The sequence below is a fragment of the Pseudomonas sp. FW305-28 genome (assembly GCF_017351395.1).
Lineage (GTDB): Bacteria > Pseudomonadota > Gammaproteobacteria > Pseudomonadales > Pseudomonadaceae > Aquipseudomonas > Aquipseudomonas fluorescens_AA.
Genome location: NZ_JACNDD010000010.1, coordinates 1 through 17,500, shown reverse-complemented (window position 1 = coordinate 17,500; position 17,500 = coordinate 1). Strand labels below are relative to the sequence as shown.

Here is a 17,500-nt window from a genome sequence, read left to right as displayed (position 1 = left end):
AATCAGCCCCTGGCTTTCAGGCTGCGCTCCATCCGTGCGAGGCCTTCCTCCAGCAATGCCCGCGGGCAGCCGAAGTTCAGGCGCACGAACTGCCCGGCATCGTCAGCAAAATCCAGCCCGGCACTCAGCCCGACCTTGGCTTCTTTCAAGAAAAATCCTTGTGGGTCATCCAGCCCCAGCCCGGAGCAATCCAGCCAGGCCAGGTAAGTGCCCTGGGGCACGGTCATGGTGATGCCCGGCAGACGGGTGCTCACCGCCTCGACCAGGTAATCGCGGTTGGCTTGCAGATAGGCTTTCAAGGCCTCCAGCCATGGGCCGGCTTCGCTATAGGCCGCACGGGTCGCTTCCAGGCCGAAGGCATTGACGCTGTCGACCATGCCGGCCCGCGCGTTGTTGACCCGCTCGCGCAGCTTGGCGTTCTGGATAATGGCGAACGATGTTTTCAGCCCGGCGATGTTGTAGGCCTTGCTGGCGGACATCAAGGTGATGGTGCGCTCGGCAATCTCCGGGCTGAGGGAGGCGGTCGGAATGTGCACGCGGCCGTCGAAGCACAATTCGGCATGGATTTCGTCGGAGATGATCCAGGCGTCCTGCGCCAGGCAAATGTCCGCCACGGCCTTGAGTTCTTCGCGGCCAAACACCTTGCCCAGCGGGTTGTGAGGGCTGCTCAGCAACAGGGCGCCGCCGCCCTGCAATGCTTCGCGCAACGCGGTCAAGGGCGTATGGAATTCACCCTTGACCGGGGTGAACGGCAACTCCACTTTGTTCAACTGCCAGTGACCGGGGGCGTGGCGCAGCGGAGGGTAGTTGGGCACCTGCACCACGACATTCTGCCGGGGTTCCACCAGGGCACGCAGCGCCATATTGAAACCCGGCTCGACGCCAGGCAGGAACACGATCTGCTGAGGCTCGACGCGCCAGGCGTACTTGCTCCACAGGTCTGCCACGATGGCCGCGCGCAGATTGTCCTGGGCGACGCTGTAGCCCAGCATCGGATGCTCGAGGCGCTTGTGCAGCGCGTCGATGACCACCGGCGGGGCGGGGAAATCCATGTCGGCCACCCACATTGGCAGCACATCGGCCGGGTAGCGGCTCCATTTGGTACTGCCGGTGCCGTGGCGCTCCACTACGGTGTCGAAATCGAAAGTCATGGGGGTTCCATCAGTCAGTCATGAGATGGCGCACATCATAAAGCAAAGACCGCCGAGAAAAGCTTGATGGCGCAGTGCCACCAATTGATGATAATCAGTTAAAGTTCAGTCTCGAAACGCCGCTAAGCCGTTAGCGGCACTCGGTAACGGACCTCCAAGTCTTTGAAAAGGACGACCCCCATGACATCGCCCGTGCGCTTTAACGATCACCACCGTAAAGCCGACCGCATCATGCTGGGGCTACTCTGGCTCACGTTGCTGTATTCCCTGAGCCTGGCGTTCCTGCATTCGACGTTCACCCAGGCGCTGCTGGTGGGGGCGACCACCTGCGTGGCGAGCACCACGCTTTATCGCGTCCTGGCCGGCACCCGGGCCATGCGCTGCGTCATCGCGGTGGCGCTGATGGTCATGGCGGCCTTGCACATCAACCAGACCCACGGCGTGATCGAATTCCACTTCGGGATCTTCGTGCTGCTGGCCGTGTTGACGTTCTACCGTGACTGGCTGCCGATTGTCGTTGCCGCCGCCACCATCGCGGTTCATCACCTTGGTTTTCACTGGCTTCAACACCAGGGTTATCCGGTATTCGTCATGGACACCCACGGTGGCTGGTCGATGATCTTTCTTCACGCGTTCTACGTGGTGGTGGAAAGCGTGATCCTGATTTACCTGGCGAACCAGAGCCTGGCCGACGCCACGGAAAACCAGGAGGTGCTCGATAAGGTGCTGGCGGCGGCCGCGCAGTTGAGCAACGACGCCGACAGGCAGCGCAGCGACGGCGTCAAGGTCTCTTCGAGTGAGCGTTTCGATCATTTCCTCCAGCAGGTCACCCAACTGGTGGACGGCGTGGTGCGCGACACCCGCAACCTCTCGGACCTGGGCCAGGACCTGTCCCAGGTTGGCCAGACCCTGGAAACCGGTGCCCGTCACCAACTCGACGAAGTGGCACAGATGAGCGGTGCGATCAGCCATCTGGTCGAGGCCATGGAAAACATCGCCGGCCATGTCGACCAGACCCTGCAGCGCGCCGGCCAGGCCAACGAGCAGGTCAACCGCGGGCGCACCACGGTTGACCAGACCCGGGAGGAGATTGTCGAGCTGGCAGGGCGCATCAACCTGACCAACGAAACCGTACAGGTCCTGGCCGACCAGGCACAACAGATCGGCCAGGTGCTGGATGTGATCAACGGCATTGCCGAGCAGACCAACCTGCTGGCCCTCAACGCCGCCATCGAGGCGGCCCGGGCTGGCGAGCAGGGCCGCGGGTTCGCGGTGGTGGCCGACGAGGTCCGCACCCTGTCACAAAAGACCTCGACGTCCACCACCGAGATCCAACAGATCATCACCAAGCTGCAGCAAGGCAGCCGCCAGGCCGCCGTCGCGATGCAAGACAGCCGCGATGGGGTCGAGCGCTGCGTCTCCGCCAGCCAACTGGCTTCGCAACTGTTGCACGCCGTCGTCGAAGACATCGCCGTGATCAATCATTTCAACGACCTGATCGCCAGCACCACCCAAGAACAATCCAAAGCGTCGATGGGCATCAACCAGCGCCTGCAAAGCGTGCAGGCCGTGGCTGAGCGCAACGCCGACAACATTGGCATCCTGACTCGCAGCAGTCAGTGCTTGCCGCCGTTGGCAGAGCGGCTGGCGGTGTTGGGGCAGGCGTTTCATGGAAAGGGCGGGGTGGTCTGAAAAGGCCTATGAATCCAAGTATGGATAAAAAACGTTATGAAAAATTTCAAATATTTTGCGTTGATGTATCTAAATGATTGGCACCAGTGGGATCAACCCTTCTCGGAGCGTATATTTTCTAGCAATAAGACACAGAGTCTCCAAGCGTTCCACCACGCAGCAAAGTACTACAAGGTAACCCGAAATTTCCGCATCGATAAAACTGAAAGTCGTCTGCAAGGAGCGCTGGACTTGGTCAGGTCTGGCCGAGGAAAACTGACCGAAAAGAACGTATGCGAAAAAGTTAATCAACTCGCCCTTGCGTTTGAAAAACGCTATGGAAAAAACGCCGTATCCGCGGCCTCGAAATTTCTTTGGTTGCGCTACAAAAGCCCGGTCGTGATCTTTGATTCCCGAGCCAAGCAATGGCTAAACAAGAATGGCTACAAAGTGCCTAACCATTACGAGGGATACCGGGAGCAATGGCTCGCCGCGTTTTCTGACCACAGCCTGCAAATAGAACGAGCGTGCGCGGCATTGGTGAACGCACACGACTTTTCGATGGCATTTGAAAGCAGTCCCAAGGAAATCGTGCCCATCACGACATCGCTCTGGTTCAAGGAGCGAGTGTTCGACAAATACTTATGGTTCAACGCTGGGAACTGACGCAGCACCAGTGGCTGCGAACAGGAGGACGCGCTGGGTGTGAACTCAGCGCGCGTGACATCGAATGTGTCAGTGGCTAAACAAGCTAGAGTTGCTTCACCACGATAAAAACGAGCAGAGCGGTGGCAATCCCATAGACGATGGAAAGCGCAAGCGGATTGTTCGTGCATGTCGTCAACGGTGTAGGTGCACTGCGCCTGACGAAAAAGTTAATTGCGCCGATCCCGCCAATCATCATGATGGCCGTCGCTATGAACACGCCCAGCGGAAGGTAATCAGAAGATTTGAGCTCTACGATCGTGGCGACCAGGAGGAAGGAGGACGACAAGGTGATAATGGCGCCCAACGTCCACAACGAAAGATCGCCCGCCAGCCGGCGGACTACTCCTGCAAAACAGCCACCCATGAAGGCCTTACGTCTCGGATTCTTTACGCTGGCCTCGAGGTCCTTGAACATAAGCGCTGGTAGGCAGAGCAGGATCGACACGCTGCCCAGGCTATTCACCAACCGGCCCAGTGATTTACCCATTCGGTCCAGGTAGTCCAAAGGCGGAATGTTCAGCGTATGAATCGCAAAATAGGCCGCGATTATCGAAATGATTAACCAGACCAGCGCCCTGAATACGAGATCACGAACGAGATTTTGCTTTAGCCAGTCGTCAAACCGGTTTTTATCGGTGGACATAAAAATCCTTTTTAAATAGCGCTCATATGAGTGAAGGCCTAATGATATCAGCTGACGATGATGATACGGCTGTGACTGTTCGGACATTTGTGATGAGCACGGCGCAGTCATGATGCCGCGTATCCGGCATCTGCAGTGAAGGGTTGCCTGGAACAACGATTTTCCTGCCCGGGTCTATCCCCTGAAAACACCTTGGATCAGGCAACTATGTCGGCGGATCCGGCAAGCGGATTGGCGTTTCGCTCCACATACTCTCGCGGCCCGGAGGCCCTGCCACAGCTGTATCGCAGTGGCGGAGCCTGCCGAAGGCGGTCGAAAACATGTGTGCGAGTGCTTGATATGGAAAACAACACGGTCCGGTTTGCCTGCAACGGCTGCGGGATTTGCTGCAAAGGTCGGCTGATTCCACTGACGTTGGACGAGACGAGGCAATGGTTGCAACGCGGACATGAGGTGGCGGTCGTGCTGGAGGCGTTCGATGAGTCGAGCTGGCCTTCGGAGCCTCGACAATTCGCCCACAGCGCCCAAAGAGCCGTGGAAGTCACCAGTGGCGATGCCCGGATCCGAGTCGTTGCGGTGTTGGCCGGCAATGCCCTGACCCAGTGCCGCAATCTCGGCGACGACGGTCGTTGCGGCATCTATGAAGAGCGGCCGTTGGTCTGTCGAATCTACCCGATGGAAATCAATCCGCTCATTACCTTGCGTCCAGCCGACAAGGTCTGTCCTCCCGAGGTCTGGGAGACGGGGGAGGTCTTGTTTACCGACCGCGTCGTCGATCCGATCCTGGCCGATCAGATCGAACGTTCCCGCCAGGCGGACAGGGACGATGCCCAGGCCAAGATTGCGCTGTGTGAAGCGCTGGGTATGAACGTCGCCGCCTGGAAGGGCAATGCGTTGGCCGTTTACTTGCCTGATCGGGCGCAATTGGCTGAAGCAATCGTTCGCTACGACCGCGCCCCGGAGGCACCGACTGGCCTGGACTGGAAAGTGCGGGTCGAAACGCCGGCCCTGGCCCAACGACTGCTGCAAGCAGGTGTCGCGTTGGATGATCAACGGTCAACCGGCTATATCTTCCAGGGACTTTAGTTTTCGAGTCCAGCCATCACTTTGTGCATTTTCAGCCCACGAAACATCTTGCAATACATAGGCTTGGATGACCTGCGCCGGTTGTGGCTCGTTGAATCGTGCAAGAATTTGCGCCAATCAGGCAAACGATCCGAACCGCCGACCCAGCATACTGCGTCCATATTGATCAACGATTTGCGGTGATGCCGAGCAGTGTTCGGCATCACCGCAAGTCGTGGGCCCGATCTTTCAAGGAGTGAAGTGTGCACACCGATTTCAAAAGCGACACGGCCGCCCCAGACCTCAGTCGCCTGGCCGGCTCGGTCAGCCAGCTTGTGCCCGGCGAGGGTGACCAGATGACTGCCATCGCCGGTTTGAGCCTGCATCGGCGCAAGGCAATCACCGCGCCCATGCACTGCATCTACGGCCTGGGCATTGGCGTGACCTTGCAAGGCCGCAAGCAAGCCATGATCGGGGACGAGATCCTGACCTACGCTCCCGGCCAGTCCATGGTGACTTGCGTGGACCTGCCGGTCATTTCCCACGTCTCCCAGGCCAGCGTCGCCAAACCGTTCCTGGGCCTGATGCTGAGATTCGACAGCACGATGGTGATGCAAGTGGCCGAGCGCATGCAGCTGTCACAACGCATGAAAGACGACGCGTTTCGACCGATTACCGTACAGGCGCTGGATGCCGGGGTGCTGGATGCCCTGAGGCGTTTGATAGACCTGCTGGACGAGCCGCAGTTACTTGAGACCGTGGCCCCGCTGATCAAGGAAGAAGTTGTCGCTCGCCTGCTGAACGGTGCCCATGCGCCGCAGTTGCTGCATGTCATCGCCGCCGGTTCACCCAGCCAACACATTGCCAAGACGGTCGCCTGGCTGAAACTGAATTTTCGCCAGGCGTTGCGCATGGACGACCTGGCGGCGCAAGCGCACATGAGTCCTTCCACTTTCCGCCAGCATTTTCGGACCGTGACCGGGATGAGCCCGTTGCAATACCAGAAGCAACTGCGGCTGCAAGCTGCTCGGCAATTGATGTTGAGCCAGAAGGTCGACGCGAGCAGTGCAGGGGGGCTGGTTGGCTACGAAAGTGCCTCGCAGTTCAGCCGTGAATACAGCCGCCTGTTTGGAGAGCCCCCGCAGCGGGATATCAAGCGGATTCGCTTGTGATCGTGAGGCTTGCCTGGCATTGCGGCCAGGCAGCCTCAAGCGCCGCTCACGCCAACTTGAACGGCAATTCACGCATGGGTTTACCGGTCAGGCTCGCCACCGCGTTCGCAAACGCCGGGGCTAACGCTGGCAGGCCGGGTTCGCCCATTCCCGTGGGCGGCTCGGCACTGGGCACGATGTGGACAGCGAATTCCGGCATGTCGGTAATGCGCGGCACGCTGAAGTCAGCAAAATTGCTCTGCTGCACGACGCCGTCTTTCAGGGTGATGGCACCACCGGGCAGGCACATCGACAGGCCCATCAGCGCCGCGCCCTGGACCTGGGCCTCGACACTGCGTGGGTTGACGGCCAGGTTGCAGTGCACGCCAGCGGTCACGTTGTGCAGCACCGGACGGCCATCCTGCACCGAGGCTTCGACCACATAAGCCACCACCGAACTGAACGACTCGTGGACCGCCACGCCCCAGGCACGGCCCGCCGGTAGCTGGCGCTTGCCGTACTCGCTCTTGTCCACGGCCAATTGCAGCGCCGCGCGATGGCGTGGGCTCTGGTCGCCAAACAGCTTCATCCGGTAGGCCACCGGATCCTGTTTGGTGGTGCGGGCGATCTCGTCGATCAGTGTTTCCATCACAAAAGCCGTATGGGTGGAACCGACGCTGCGCCACCACAGTACGGGGACGTTGAGTTTCGGGTGATGCACCGTCAGCCGCATGGGCAGCGGATACGGGTCGCGCAGGCCCTCGGTGGCGGTCGGGTCGATGCCATTTTTCACCCGCCCGCCAAACACGGTACCGGTGATGATCGATTGGCCAACCAAGGCGTGGTCCCAGGCGAGAACCTTGCCACTGTCATCAAAACCGATGCGCGCACGGTGCAGGTGCATGGGGCGGTAGTAGCCGCCCTTGATGTCGTCTTCCCGGCTCCAGAGTGTGCGGATAGGCGCATCGACCCCAGCGGTGCGGGCGGCCTTGGCCACTTCGCAAGCCAGTACCACGAAATCGTTGGTGGGTACGCCGCGCCGGCCAAAACCTCCACCAGCGGTTTGTACGTTCACCTGGATCTGCTCGGGCTTGAGGTCCAGCACCTTGGCGGCGGCCGCCGCATCGCCGCCCGGGAATTGCGTGCCGACCCACAACTGAGCGCCATTTTTGCCGGCAAGCTGCACGGTGCAATTGAGCGGTTCCATGGGGGCATGGGCGAGGTAGGGGAACAGGAACTCGGCCTCCAGTCGATGCGGCGCCGTGGCGAGTGGCGTCATGTCGGCATCGAAGTGCAACGGGCCGGGCTGGCTGGCCAGTTCGCGGTATTGGGCCAATTGTTTTTCGCTGTCCACCTTTTCCACGGCGGACGCATTCCATTCCACCTTCAGTGCATCGCGTGCCAGCTTCGCCTGCCAGTAACTGTCGGCAACCACCGCGACACCTTCGGCGCCGCCATCCAGCGGTACGCGCAACACGGCCTTCACGCCTTTGGTGGCCCGCGCCGCGCTGTCGTCCAGAGCAGCGATTCTGGCGCCGAACACCGGTGGCCGGGCGACGACCGCCGTGAGTTGCCCCGGCAGGTGCATGTCGATACCGAAATCCTGCTGGCCGCTGCTCTTGGCCTTGGCATCGATGCGTGTGGTGGCCTGGCCGATGATGCGGAAATCCTTGGGGTCCTTGAGCGTGATCTGCTCGGGTACAGGCATCGCCATCGCCGCTTGCGCCAGTTCGCCGTAGCTCGCTTTACGGCCCGCCGGGCCGAGCACCATGCCGGCCTGGGTACTCAGGCTCGCCACGTCCACGTTCCAGCGTGCGGCGGCCGCACTCAGCAGCATGGCGCGCGCACGGGCGCCAAGTTCGCGGTACTGGGTGTAGCTGTTCTTGATCGTGTTGGAACCACCCGTGAGGTGGATGCCGAACGCCGGGTCCATGTAGGCCGCGTCGTTGCTGCCGTTGCGACTGCGCACCAGGCTCCAGTCGGCATCCAGTTCTTCGGCGAGAATCATGGGCAGGCCGGTCTGCACGCCCTGGCCGAATTCCAACCGATTGATGGTGACCGTGACCTCGCCATTGGGCGCGATCTGCACGAAGGCGGAGGGTTGCTGGGTCGGTTTGAGCGGCGCTGCGACGGCGCCATTGGCTTCCTGCGCCAGGGCCAGGTGTGGAAACGCCCCCAAGGCCAGCCCGCCGATGCCGACGATCTTGAGGAAGCTGCGCCGGGGCAGGGCAGCGGGGCCGTCAGCCTCGTCACGTTCAAGCATATGTTGCAAGGCGCGGGGGAGCTCGTTCGGGAAGATCTCGTTCAGCATGGTCAGCTCCGATCAGGCAATGGCTTTGGCGGCATCAGCCACCGCGGCGCGGATTCGGGCGTAGGTGCCACAGCGGCAGATATTGCCGGCCATGGCCGAGTCGATCTCGGCCGCCGTGGGCTGCTTGCCCTTGGGCTGGGCCTTGAGAAAAGCCGTTGCGCTCATGATCTGGCCACTCTGGCAGTAGCCGCATTGCGCCACGTCGTGTTTGACCCACGCCTCGTGCACGGCGCTGCCCACCGGATCACTGCCGTCGGTTGCCGCTTCGATGGTGGTGATCTTCTTGCCGACGGCGGCGGCGATGGGCGTCACGCAGGAACGAATGGCCTGGCCATCCAGGTGCACGGTGCAGGCGCCACACAGCGCCGCGCCGCAGCCGAACTTGGTGCCGGTCATGCCCAGCGTGTCGCGCAGGGTCCAGAGGATAGGGGTGCCAGGGTCGACGTCGACCGTGTATTCACGGCCGTTGATGTTCAGGGCGCTCATAGGGGGACCAGCTCCAGATGGTTTGGCTCTGGTTAACTATAGGAAGGAATGGTTGGAGTGGGTTGCACGATTCGGGCTGATTATTGCCTGATCATGCGAATCAGCGTGCCCCGTGGAGGTGCACGCTGTTGTTGTCAGTGACTGATGTCTATCGTTGATGGCTATTCATGAGCGCATGCATGTTCAGCGCAGGTTTGCTGTAAACCCGTACTGCCTGGCCGACCACACCACCGCCAACGTCAGCAGCAGGAGAACGACCAGGACCGGCGCAAACGCCACGACCCCCAGGTGGTCGAGTAGGATGCCGCCGACGATCCCGCCGCCGGCAATGGCCAGGTTCCAGGCCGTGACCAGCATTGACTGGGCCAGATCCGCCGCATCTCCGGCTGTCTTGGCGATGGCCGTCTGGAACAGCGTCCCAGCCCCTCCGAAAGCGATTCCCCAAGCGGCCACGGCGATATACACCGCCGCAGGTCTGTCGCTCATTGCCCCTAGCATCATTGCCGAGAGGGCGAACAGCACCGTACCTGCGAGCGTCAACGCCCGCAGATGGCGATCGATCAGCACGCCGACCACCCAGATCCCCAGTAACGACGCGACGCCAAAGACCAACAGGACCAGATCCGTCCGCTCGCCCAGGCCCGCCGCCGTCAAAAACGGAGCGATGTAGGTAAAGAGAATGTTGTGCGCCAGGACAAAAGCCAGTACCACGAACAACACCGAGCGAACGCCTGGCAGAGTGAAGACCTGGCCCAAGGCAAGACGTTTGTTGGAGGCCTGTCCTGGAAAGTCAGGCACCTTGAGTCGTACCCAGACCATCAAGGCCACGGCGAACAGGCTCATGATGGCGAAGCTCATTCGCCAGCCGACCAGGTTGCCGAGCAGCGTGCCAGCCGGCACGCCCAGGGACAACGCCAAGGGCGCGCCCACCATGGCGATTGCAATCGCTCGACCTTTCTGGCTTTCGGGCACCATGCGGGCGGCATAACCGGCCAACAAGGCCCACAGCAGCCCCGCCGATACGCCACCCAGCAAGCGCGCGACAATCGTCAAACCATAATGGGTAGAAAACGTCGTGACGGTATTGGCAACAGCGAAACCGGCGATTGCCGTTAGCAAGAGCGATCTGCGTCGCATGCCTTGGGTCGCGGCGGTCAATGGAATGGCCGCCAGCAAGGAGCCTATCGCGTAGACCGTTACCAGTTGGCCGGCAAGGGCTTCGGAGATCGCCAGCCCTTCGCTGATCTGTGAAAGAAGCCCGGCGGGCAAGGCCTCGGTGAGGATGGTCACGAACGCCGCCAGTGCGAGGGCAAACAGTGATCCGATGGGGAGCGGCGCAGTGTCTTGAATGACCTCGGCATCGGCATCGATAGGGGGGTTGGCAATCGTCATGTGTCACCTGCTGGAGCGCTCCTGACCCGCCGGGACGACGCGGTCAATCGCAGATTGATAAGTGTCGACTACGGTAGGTGCCCCTCTTTGTCGAGACAAGAATGCTAGAGTGCACAACACATCGGAAAAAATGTCCGCAATGGGAGGCTGGCGTGGAATCACTGAGCGGGATTGATTTTTTTGTGCGCGCGGCCGAAACCCGCAGTTTTTCAGAGGCGGGCAGGGCGCTGGGCATTTCGTCTTCGGCGGTGGGCAAAAGCGTCGCCCGGCTCGAGGAACGGCTGGGTGTGCGGCTGTTTCACCGCAGCACGCGAAGTATCACGCTGACGGCCGAAGGAGCGCTGTTTCTCGAACGTTGCCGGCGCATTCTCTGCGAAGTCGAAGCGGCCGAACAGGAACTGTCGCAAACCCGCAAAGCGCCACGGGGCAAACTGCGCGTGAGCCTGCCCCTCGTTGCGGACCTGGTCATGCCGACGCTGATCGCCTTCATGCGGCGCTACCCCAGTATTGAACTGGACCTGGATTTTTCCGACAGGCTGGTGGACATCATCGAGGAGGGTTTCGATGCGGTCATTCGGACCGGAGAGCCGAACGACTCCCGGCTGATGTCCCGTCCGTTGGGCCCGTTCAAGCTCGTTGTGGTCGGTTCGCCCCGGTACTTCGCCGAACACGGCACACCGCACGTACCGACGGATCTTCTGCGCCATGCCTGCCTGTTATACAAGTTTCCCAGTACTGGCAGGATGCAAGTCTGGCCGGTAAACGGGGACGGGGAGCCGGAACTCAACCTGCCGGCGAACCTGGTCTGCAACACCACCGAGGCGTTGCTGCACGTGGTGCATGATGCGCTGGGGATTGCCTGCGTGCCGGACTTCACTGTGCGTGAGGCCATCGCGGCCGGTGAGCTGGTCACCGTCCTGGACGACTTCAACAGGCATCAGAGCACCTTCCGCATGCTCTGGCCCTCAAGCAAACACCTGGCGCCGAAACTGCGGGTGTTCATCGATTTCATGAGCAGTGAGTTATTCAAGTGACTGAACCATCGCCATCGCGAGCAGGCTCGCGCCCACCTTCAATCTTCAGCAGGCACAACACTCATGTCCACCTCCAGCCCCACAGGGGAAATGTGCTGGCCATAGAGCAAGTGGGCTGCTAGCTGCAGTCTTTCTGTTTGCACGGGTGCGCGTCCCGGGAGCGCCATTCCTTGACCAGCTGTTGCCGGGGACGGGCGTAGCGCTCCTCCAGGAAACCCACCTCGACGATCCGGTCCGTTCGGAACAAACGATAGTCGCCGCGCAGTTCGCACCAGCCTGCGATATACCGCTGCGCCTCGACGAACCCCAGCATGATCGGCCAGAGGGTTCGTTGCGTCTGCTCCCCATTTTCGTCCTTGTAGACGATCTGCATTTTGCGTTGTTCGCGAAGCGCCAGCCGGACCTGCGCCAGATCCAGCGCCGCCGGGGCGCCTTGATTGCGACTGACGTAAATCGTGTCGTTGTCCAAGGTCCGCCGCATGTGTGGCGGCAGGACGCTGTCGATCTTGGCCAATGCGTTTTGAACGGCGTGGGCCAGGCCTTCATCGGTTTGGCGGCTGACCCATTGCGCGCCGGCCATCAGTGCCTGAATTTCTTCCTCGGTGAAACTCAATGGCGGCAACAGAAAACCCGGACGCAAGATGTAGCCAACACCGGGCTCGCCAACGATGTCCGCCCCCATCGACTGCAGCGTGATGACGTCCCGTCGGATGGTACGCAATGAGACATTCAGCTCACGGGATAGCGTGACACCGGAAACCGTTCCGCGATGACGCCGAAGCACTTGCATGAGGTCGAATAATCTATGGCTTCTTGACACGCTTCAGTCCATGGCTACAAGGGCCTTGCCACGCAGCTTCCTGCCTCCCTCGATGGCCGCGACAAGCTGGATCGCATCGTCAAGAGGCACCACTTGCGCCACAGGAAGCCGGAAGCTGCCATTCTGGGCGGCTTGGGCGAGCGTGTCGAGGACCTCGGGGCGCGGTGTGCAGATGATGGGTTTCAGGCGCTTATCAAAAAAGGAGCGAATGAATTTGCCGGGGCTTGGATTCAGATCCAGCAGCACGCCGCCTTTACGCAGCAGGTTGAGGCCGACCGGCAGGGCCATGGTGGCTGCCGTGTCATACACCACATCAAAACGTTCAGGCAGCCTGGACAGATCGGTTTTGCGATAGTCGTGAACCGTATCGACCCCCAGTTGCCGCGCCCGCCCTAGCGTCTCTTCACTGCAAGAACCGGTGATAGTGGCCCCCACCATGCGCGCTATTTGCACGCAGGCTTCACCGACCGCGCCACTGCAACCGTTGATGAAGACGCGCTGGCCCGCGGTCAGCCCGGCCTTGTCCCGCAATCCGTTCCAGGCTGTCGTTCCCGGAGTCCCGAGGCAAGCGGCTTGTTCAAAGGAGACATTCTCGGGTTTGCTGGCCAGCAGCGATTCCTTGGTGACCACGGCTTCTGCCAGCGCACCACTTTCCTTGAAGCGAGCGAGACCAAAAACAGCATCACCCACTTTAAACCGCGTCACGTTGCTGCCCACCGCCATGACGACGCCGGAGAAATCCATGCCCATGGCCCGGGGGAAGGACCTGCCCGTAACGATCTTCATCTGCCCGCTGCGCAACTTCCAGTCGATAGGGTTGATGGCGGCGAATCTGACTTTCACAGCGACTTCGCCTTGACCCGGTGAAGCCAACGTAAAGGCTTCGAGCTTCATCACCTGCGGCCCGCCGTAATTGTGATACTGGATACGCTTCATAGCCGACGCTTACTCTGGATGATTGGTGAGGTAGAAACAGGGATGGGGCAGGGGGCGTTGTTTCCAGCGCATCGTTTCCTGCGGTCAACCATTTCACTCTAACCATCGACAGGGTCAGTTTCTGTCACCATTGTTTTGCCAGGCTATAAGCACGAGCGGCCGCTGGGGCCCACGTTCAGATCAAGGGGCCTTGTTCTCCACCAGGCAGTTTCCGCCATCCACCACGATGACTTCGCCCGTGATGTAGCTCGCCTCTGAAGACGCCAGAAAAGCCACCAGTGCCGCCACCTCTTCGGGACGTCCCGCCCGGCCCATCGGCGTGTAGCCTGCCGCCTTGGCTTCCTCGGCAGTGGTCGAACCCGTGCTGATCCAGCCGGGAGCGACGCTGTTTACAGTCACTCCTTGCTTGGCGACTTCCAGCGCCAGGCTCATGCTCATTCCGACCATCGCGGCCTTCGCGGCGCTGTAAGCCGCTTCACCGGGGTTACTGCAGCGGGTGCCGGTCGTGGAACTGATGTTGACGATGCGCCCGTATCGGCGCGCCCGCATGCCGGGCAGAACAGCCCGTGTCAGCAGAAAAGCCGTGGTGAGATTGCGCGCCAGTGTCAGGTTCCAGGTGTGCAGGTCCATGATCGCCAGCTCGGAAAAGCACTCCGGACTGCCTTGCATGGCCATGCCCGCGTTGTTCACCAGAATATCGACCTGCCCCCAGACGGACTCTGCCCACACCATAAACTCACGCACCTGGTTTTCATCGGTAAGATCGATGGCCCGCCCTTCGACTTCGAACCCTTCGGCACGCAACTGCGCGACGCGCTCAAGGATGCGTGCACTGCTCGCGGTGATAATCAATCGGGCGCCGGCGGCGCCCAGCCTGCGCGCGATCGCCATGCCGATGCCGATCTCACTGCCAACCCCACTGATGAGTGCCACAGGGTTCTGTCCAGTTGCGCTTGGCATGGTGCCTCCAGAGGGGATAAGTGATTGCCAGGTGTCGGAGCGCTATATAAACATCCTGATCAACGCCCGAACAGCGCCGTCATTCCCAACAAGCGCTTTTGCCGCCAAGCCGGTGCGCTGGTAGGGAAAAGCACTTCGTCTGGCCGGAAGCGGGCGAGACCGCAGGCCGCGGCGATGCGCTGGCGCTGCTGGCCGCGGACAAGGGCTTGCTGGAAGCTGTGTTCGCTATGGGCCAATCCCAGCATGTAACGAGTCCCCACCTGAAAGTGTCCGCCGTTGGCTTGCCACCATCGTTCGATTGCCTGCGGGTCGGGCCAAGGCAGGTTTTCATCGGGGTCCATGGCGACATTGGGATCTTCAGGGTTGTCGTTCGGGCCTGCATCGAAATCCGGCAGGTCCTGCAATTCCAGATCAAGCAACGCCAGGTCAGCGCCGCTGATCAGGCTGAAGGCTTCACCGGCGACGCGGGCGTAGGGCAGGTCGCTCATCTGCTGGATCAACCAGGGCAAGCAGACCGGATCGCCCAGCAATCCAAGGGCCTGGAGGCCGATGCGCCGATCCCGGGGATCCTGTACCAACTGCCGTATCCAGGCGATGCTGGATTCGCGTTCTTGCCAAGCCAGCAGTACGCAGAGCGCGCGGTACTGGAACTCGCCCGGTTGCTCGGCGAATGAGCGTAGAGGCTCCAACGCCTGCTGGTCGCCCATTTGGACAGTGGCCCAATTGGCCCAGAAGCGCGTGGCGGCGTCCTCATGCTGGCGGTGGGCACGAATCGTCGGGAACAGGTCACGCCGGCGCAATTCGCCAACCGTGCGGGCGGCACGTGCCAGCACGCTCGGGTCGGCATCGGAAAGTCCGGCCAGCAGGGCGGGGCCGGGGTCGCGGCGATGCATGCCGCAGGCCGCAAGGCCGAGACGGCGAAACAGCGGCTCGGGGGAGGCGAGCATACGTTCTATCCACGGAGACACCCGTTCCCAGTCGAGCCAGCCCAGGGCCATCAGGTAACCGCGCTCCGTTTCCAAGGCTCTGCGCAACTGCTCGCTGAGCCGCGACAGCACTTTGCCGTTGGCCGCCTCGAAAGCCAGCACCACGCTGGCGAACATCTCGCCGATGGCGTGTGGGCCGAGTTGGCCCAGCAGCGCTTCCAGCCCCGCTGGGCCGGCGATACGCAGGCCATCGAGATGGGCGTCGATGCGGTTGTCGAGCGTGCCGAGGTGGTCCAGATCGTAGTGTGGCGCACGTACGGCATAGTCCCTTAGGACCGCGAGGAAACTGGCCTCTTCGGTATGTTGGTCGAGAATCGGTGACAAACTTTCCATGTATTTCTCTGCATTCGTCTCAAGGACTGGGTATGCGTGTCCAATTCGCTCCGTCAAAAGCGGCAAGGTGTCGTTCACCGGATGACCATAGGCACTGCTCATTCGCGTCGAGGTATCTGAAGGTCTGATCGCCGGGAAGTCCTGTCTCGACCTTCTCCAGCTTGTCGCCTTGTAGCGTATAGAGGGCTTTGGTGGTTGACAGCCAGAGTTGATCATTGAACCAGGCCATGTCCCAGAAGGTATCTTCAGTGAGCTCATGCTCAACGAGCTCCCAGCGGTCGAGACGACCTCGCATGACGATGCCCAACTGGCCGGAGATGTAAACCACGCCATCGGGCGCGCAGAGAACGTTTTCCAGAATGATGTTGGTCGGGCTTTCGCTGCGCTGCCAGGTACCCTGCCAGCGGTACCAGATTTCGCCCTGGTTACCGGTGGCATAGATTTCATCCTCATTAAAACCGTCGATGGACTCGAAGCCACTGAGGCTGTCGGCGGTCGGGTTTTCGACCACCCCTTTGTCGCAGCGCTGCCAGACTCTGTCCTTTCGAACATAGACTTGGCGGCCGAAGCCGGTGGCGTAGACATTTGCACCGATAGGGCGGATGTCGCGCAGCAAACCGTGCTTGCTGGGTTTTTCCGCGACGATATCCTCGTAGGCTTGCCCGTCAGGCGCAGCGCGATGAACGCGACCATCGGCACACAGCGTCAGGATTTCGGGAGGTGCGCCGCGAACGGCGCAGATACCGGCGCAGATCCCTTGAACATAATAGTTGTCCCATCCTCCGGTCCATCGAAAAACGCGGGTGCCGGGCTCGCGTTTGGAGTAGGCGAGTACATAGACGCGGTTTTTATCAAAGACCGCTACTCGGCTCAGCGTCCAATCCAATGTTTGAGTCATGTCGTCCCTGCTCCAATTGAGCTACCAAGCACTGATAGTGACCTCTGGGATCATTTCGTGGGCCAGCTCTTTCTGATTGTCTTGAAGGTTGGGGGTGTGAGTCCTCACTGGGGTTTTGTCCCTGACTCCCACCGTATTCTTGTGGTAAGCGTCTAGCTGCGCTTCCAGGCATTTCTTTGAGCATTTCGATTTCGGAAAGGTTTGCTGGAGCGCTCGCACGCCCGCTCCACGGGATTGGCCATAGTTCCAGGCGTAATCCTTTTGAGCGGGCGGCGCGCGCTCTATCGCGGCCTGTTCCAGCTTGCCTTGGGCTGCATGCATGAAGCCATGATCCCCTTCATAACGTCCGCTTCCGTCCTGAGGGCATTGCACGCAAATGCACGGTGCGTCTTTTTCGTCGTAGTTGGGGAATTGAGGAAGCGGCGTCTGGCGATTCGTGCCTGGCACTGTAAAACTGTGAGCTTCAACGAGGTGGTGGCCGGTTTCGCCAGGACAACAGGCTACTTCACTGTTCTGCGCCTTGGAGTCCGCCTGTTTCTTGGAGACCAGCAAACACTTTTTTGCGGCCGTACAGGCCTTGTCGCCACACCGTTCGGCTTTGGTCTTCAACTCCCCACATGCCTTGTTTTTCCTGGCGACTTCTTTCTTGCAACGCTCCACGGGCGCCGTCGCAGAGGCATCGGTATAAGCCCATGGAGGCGTATTTCCGGGTTTGGACGCATGGTTGTGAGTCATCAAGTCTAAATGCCTGACGACATTTTCCCCTTCGAACTTGACGTCCATCGACCAGGCAATGAAGTACACCTTTCCCTTGATCTTGCTGGTCACCACGCCTTTCTTCGGCGTATTCCCGGCTTCATCTCCCGTACTGGTCTTGAAACAACTCTTGTCTTTGAGCATCACCTCTTTGCCGGTGATTTTGACCGTTCGTGTCCCCCTGGTCGTATCCTTCGCC

General features: G+C 60.6%; 16 protein-coding genes. 5 read left to right on the top strand and 11 right to left on the bottom strand.

Translation table 11 applies throughout. The features are described 5' to 3' along the window. Positions 1–2: 2 nt before the first annotated feature. Positions 3–1,151 (bottom strand): MalY/PatB family protein, encoded by a 1,149-nt coding sequence (locus tag J4E53_RS04265; protein ID WP_103308084.1) that lies wholly within the window; start codon positions 1,149–1,151, stop codon positions 3–5. A 180-nt stretch (positions 1,152–1,331) separates the two neighbouring features. On the opposite strand from J4E53_RS04265, the gene J4E53_RS04260 reads away from it, so the two are divergent. After that, positions 1,332–2,843 carry a methyl-accepting chemotaxis protein gene (locus J4E53_RS04260; RefSeq protein ID WP_103308083.1) on the top strand — a complete coding sequence of 504 codons (1,512 nt, stop codon included), beginning with the start codon at positions 1,332–1,334 and terminating at the stop codon, positions 2,841–2,843. Positions 2,844–2,879: 36 nt separating this feature from the next. Further along, positions 2,880–3,488: a hypothetical protein gene (locus J4E53_RS04255; RefSeq protein WP_103308082.1), complete on the top strand. Its 609-nt coding sequence runs from the start codon at positions 2,880–2,882 to the stop codon at positions 3,486–3,488. An 85-nt stretch (positions 3,489–3,573) separates the two neighbouring features. Here J4E53_RS04255 and J4E53_RS04250 read toward each other — a convergent pair whose 3' ends face one another. Continuing rightward, on the bottom strand, positions 3,574–4,173 hold the full coding sequence (locus J4E53_RS04250) for a hypothetical protein (RefSeq protein WP_103308081.1): 600 nt from the start codon (positions 4,171–4,173) through the stop codon (positions 3,574–3,576). A gap of 339 nt (positions 4,174–4,512) precedes the next feature. On the opposite strand from J4E53_RS04250, the gene J4E53_RS04245 reads away from it, so the two are divergent. Continuing rightward, positions 4,513–5,259 (top strand): YkgJ family cysteine cluster protein, encoded by a 747-nt coding sequence (locus tag J4E53_RS04245; protein WP_060742390.1) that lies wholly within the window; start codon positions 4,513–4,515, stop codon positions 5,257–5,259. A 242-nt stretch (positions 5,260–5,501) separates the two neighbouring features. Next, positions 5,502–6,410 (top strand): AraC family transcriptional regulator, encoded by a 909-nt coding sequence (locus tag J4E53_RS04240; protein ID WP_103308080.1) that lies wholly within the window; start codon positions 5,502–5,504, stop codon positions 6,408–6,410. Positions 6,411–6,456: 46 nt separating this feature from the next. Here J4E53_RS04240 and J4E53_RS04235 read toward each other — a convergent pair whose 3' ends face one another. From J4E53_RS04235 to J4E53_RS04225, 3 genes are all read right to left on the bottom strand, one after another. Continuing rightward, positions 6,457–8,700 (bottom strand): xanthine dehydrogenase family protein molybdopterin-binding subunit, encoded by a 2,244-nt coding sequence (locus tag J4E53_RS04235; RefSeq protein WP_103308079.1) that lies wholly within the window; start codon positions 8,698–8,700, stop codon positions 6,457–6,459. Between the two features lie 12 nt (positions 8,701–8,712). Further along, entirely contained in the window at positions 8,713–9,186 is a 474-nt protein-coding gene (locus tag J4E53_RS04230; RefSeq protein ID WP_060742386.1) for a (2Fe-2S)-binding protein, read from the bottom strand. 183 nt (positions 9,187–9,369) lie between these two features. Continuing rightward, on the bottom strand, positions 9,370–10,578 hold the full coding sequence (locus J4E53_RS04225; RefSeq protein ID WP_103308078.1) for an MFS transporter: 1,209 nt from the start codon (positions 10,576–10,578) through the stop codon (positions 9,370–9,372). Positions 10,579–10,730: 152 nt separating this feature from the next. Here J4E53_RS04225 and J4E53_RS04220 point away from each other — a divergent pair, with 152 nt between their 5' ends. Continuing rightward, a complete protein-coding gene (locus tag J4E53_RS04220; RefSeq protein ID WP_060742384.1) occupies positions 10,731–11,612 on the top strand; it encodes a LysR family transcriptional regulator in 882 nt (293 codons plus the stop codon). Between the two features lie 118 nt (positions 11,613–11,730). Here J4E53_RS04220 and J4E53_RS04215 read toward each other — a convergent pair whose 3' ends face one another. The 6 genes from J4E53_RS04215 to J4E53_RS04190 all read right to left on the bottom strand — a co-directional run. Continuing rightward, positions 11,731–12,432, bottom strand: a complete 702-nt coding sequence (locus J4E53_RS04215; RefSeq protein WP_203225767.1) for a YafY family protein — start codon at positions 12,430–12,432, stop codon at positions 11,731–11,733. Between the two features lie 3 nt (positions 12,433–12,435). Next, positions 12,436–13,368, bottom strand: coding sequence for an NAD(P)-dependent alcohol dehydrogenase (locus J4E53_RS04210; protein WP_103308077.1), 933 nt, complete (start codon positions 13,366–13,368; stop codon positions 12,436–12,438). A 180-nt stretch (positions 13,369–13,548) separates the two neighbouring features. Next, complete coding sequence (locus J4E53_RS04205; protein ID WP_103308076.1) at positions 13,549–14,328, bottom strand: SDR family NAD(P)-dependent oxidoreductase; 780 nt, start codon at positions 14,326–14,328, stop codon at positions 13,549–13,551. A 59-nt stretch (positions 14,329–14,387) separates the two neighbouring features. Next, the gene (locus J4E53_RS04200; protein ID WP_103308075.1) at positions 14,388–15,647 is read right to left on the bottom strand and encodes a TIGR02270 family protein; all 1,260 of its coding nucleotides are present in this window, start codon (positions 15,645–15,647) and stop codon (positions 14,388–14,390) included. 19 nt (positions 15,648–15,666) lie between these two features. Continuing rightward, positions 15,667–16,545 carry a hypothetical protein gene (locus J4E53_RS04195; protein WP_103308074.1) on the bottom strand — a complete coding sequence of 293 codons (879 nt, stop codon included), beginning with the start codon at positions 16,543–16,545 and terminating at the stop codon, positions 15,667–15,669. Between the two features lie 21 nt (positions 16,546–16,566). Beyond that, positions 16,567–17,500: PAAR-like domain-containing protein (locus J4E53_RS04190; RefSeq protein ID WP_207268110.1), on the bottom strand; the 934-nt coding region annotated here is incomplete at its 5' end.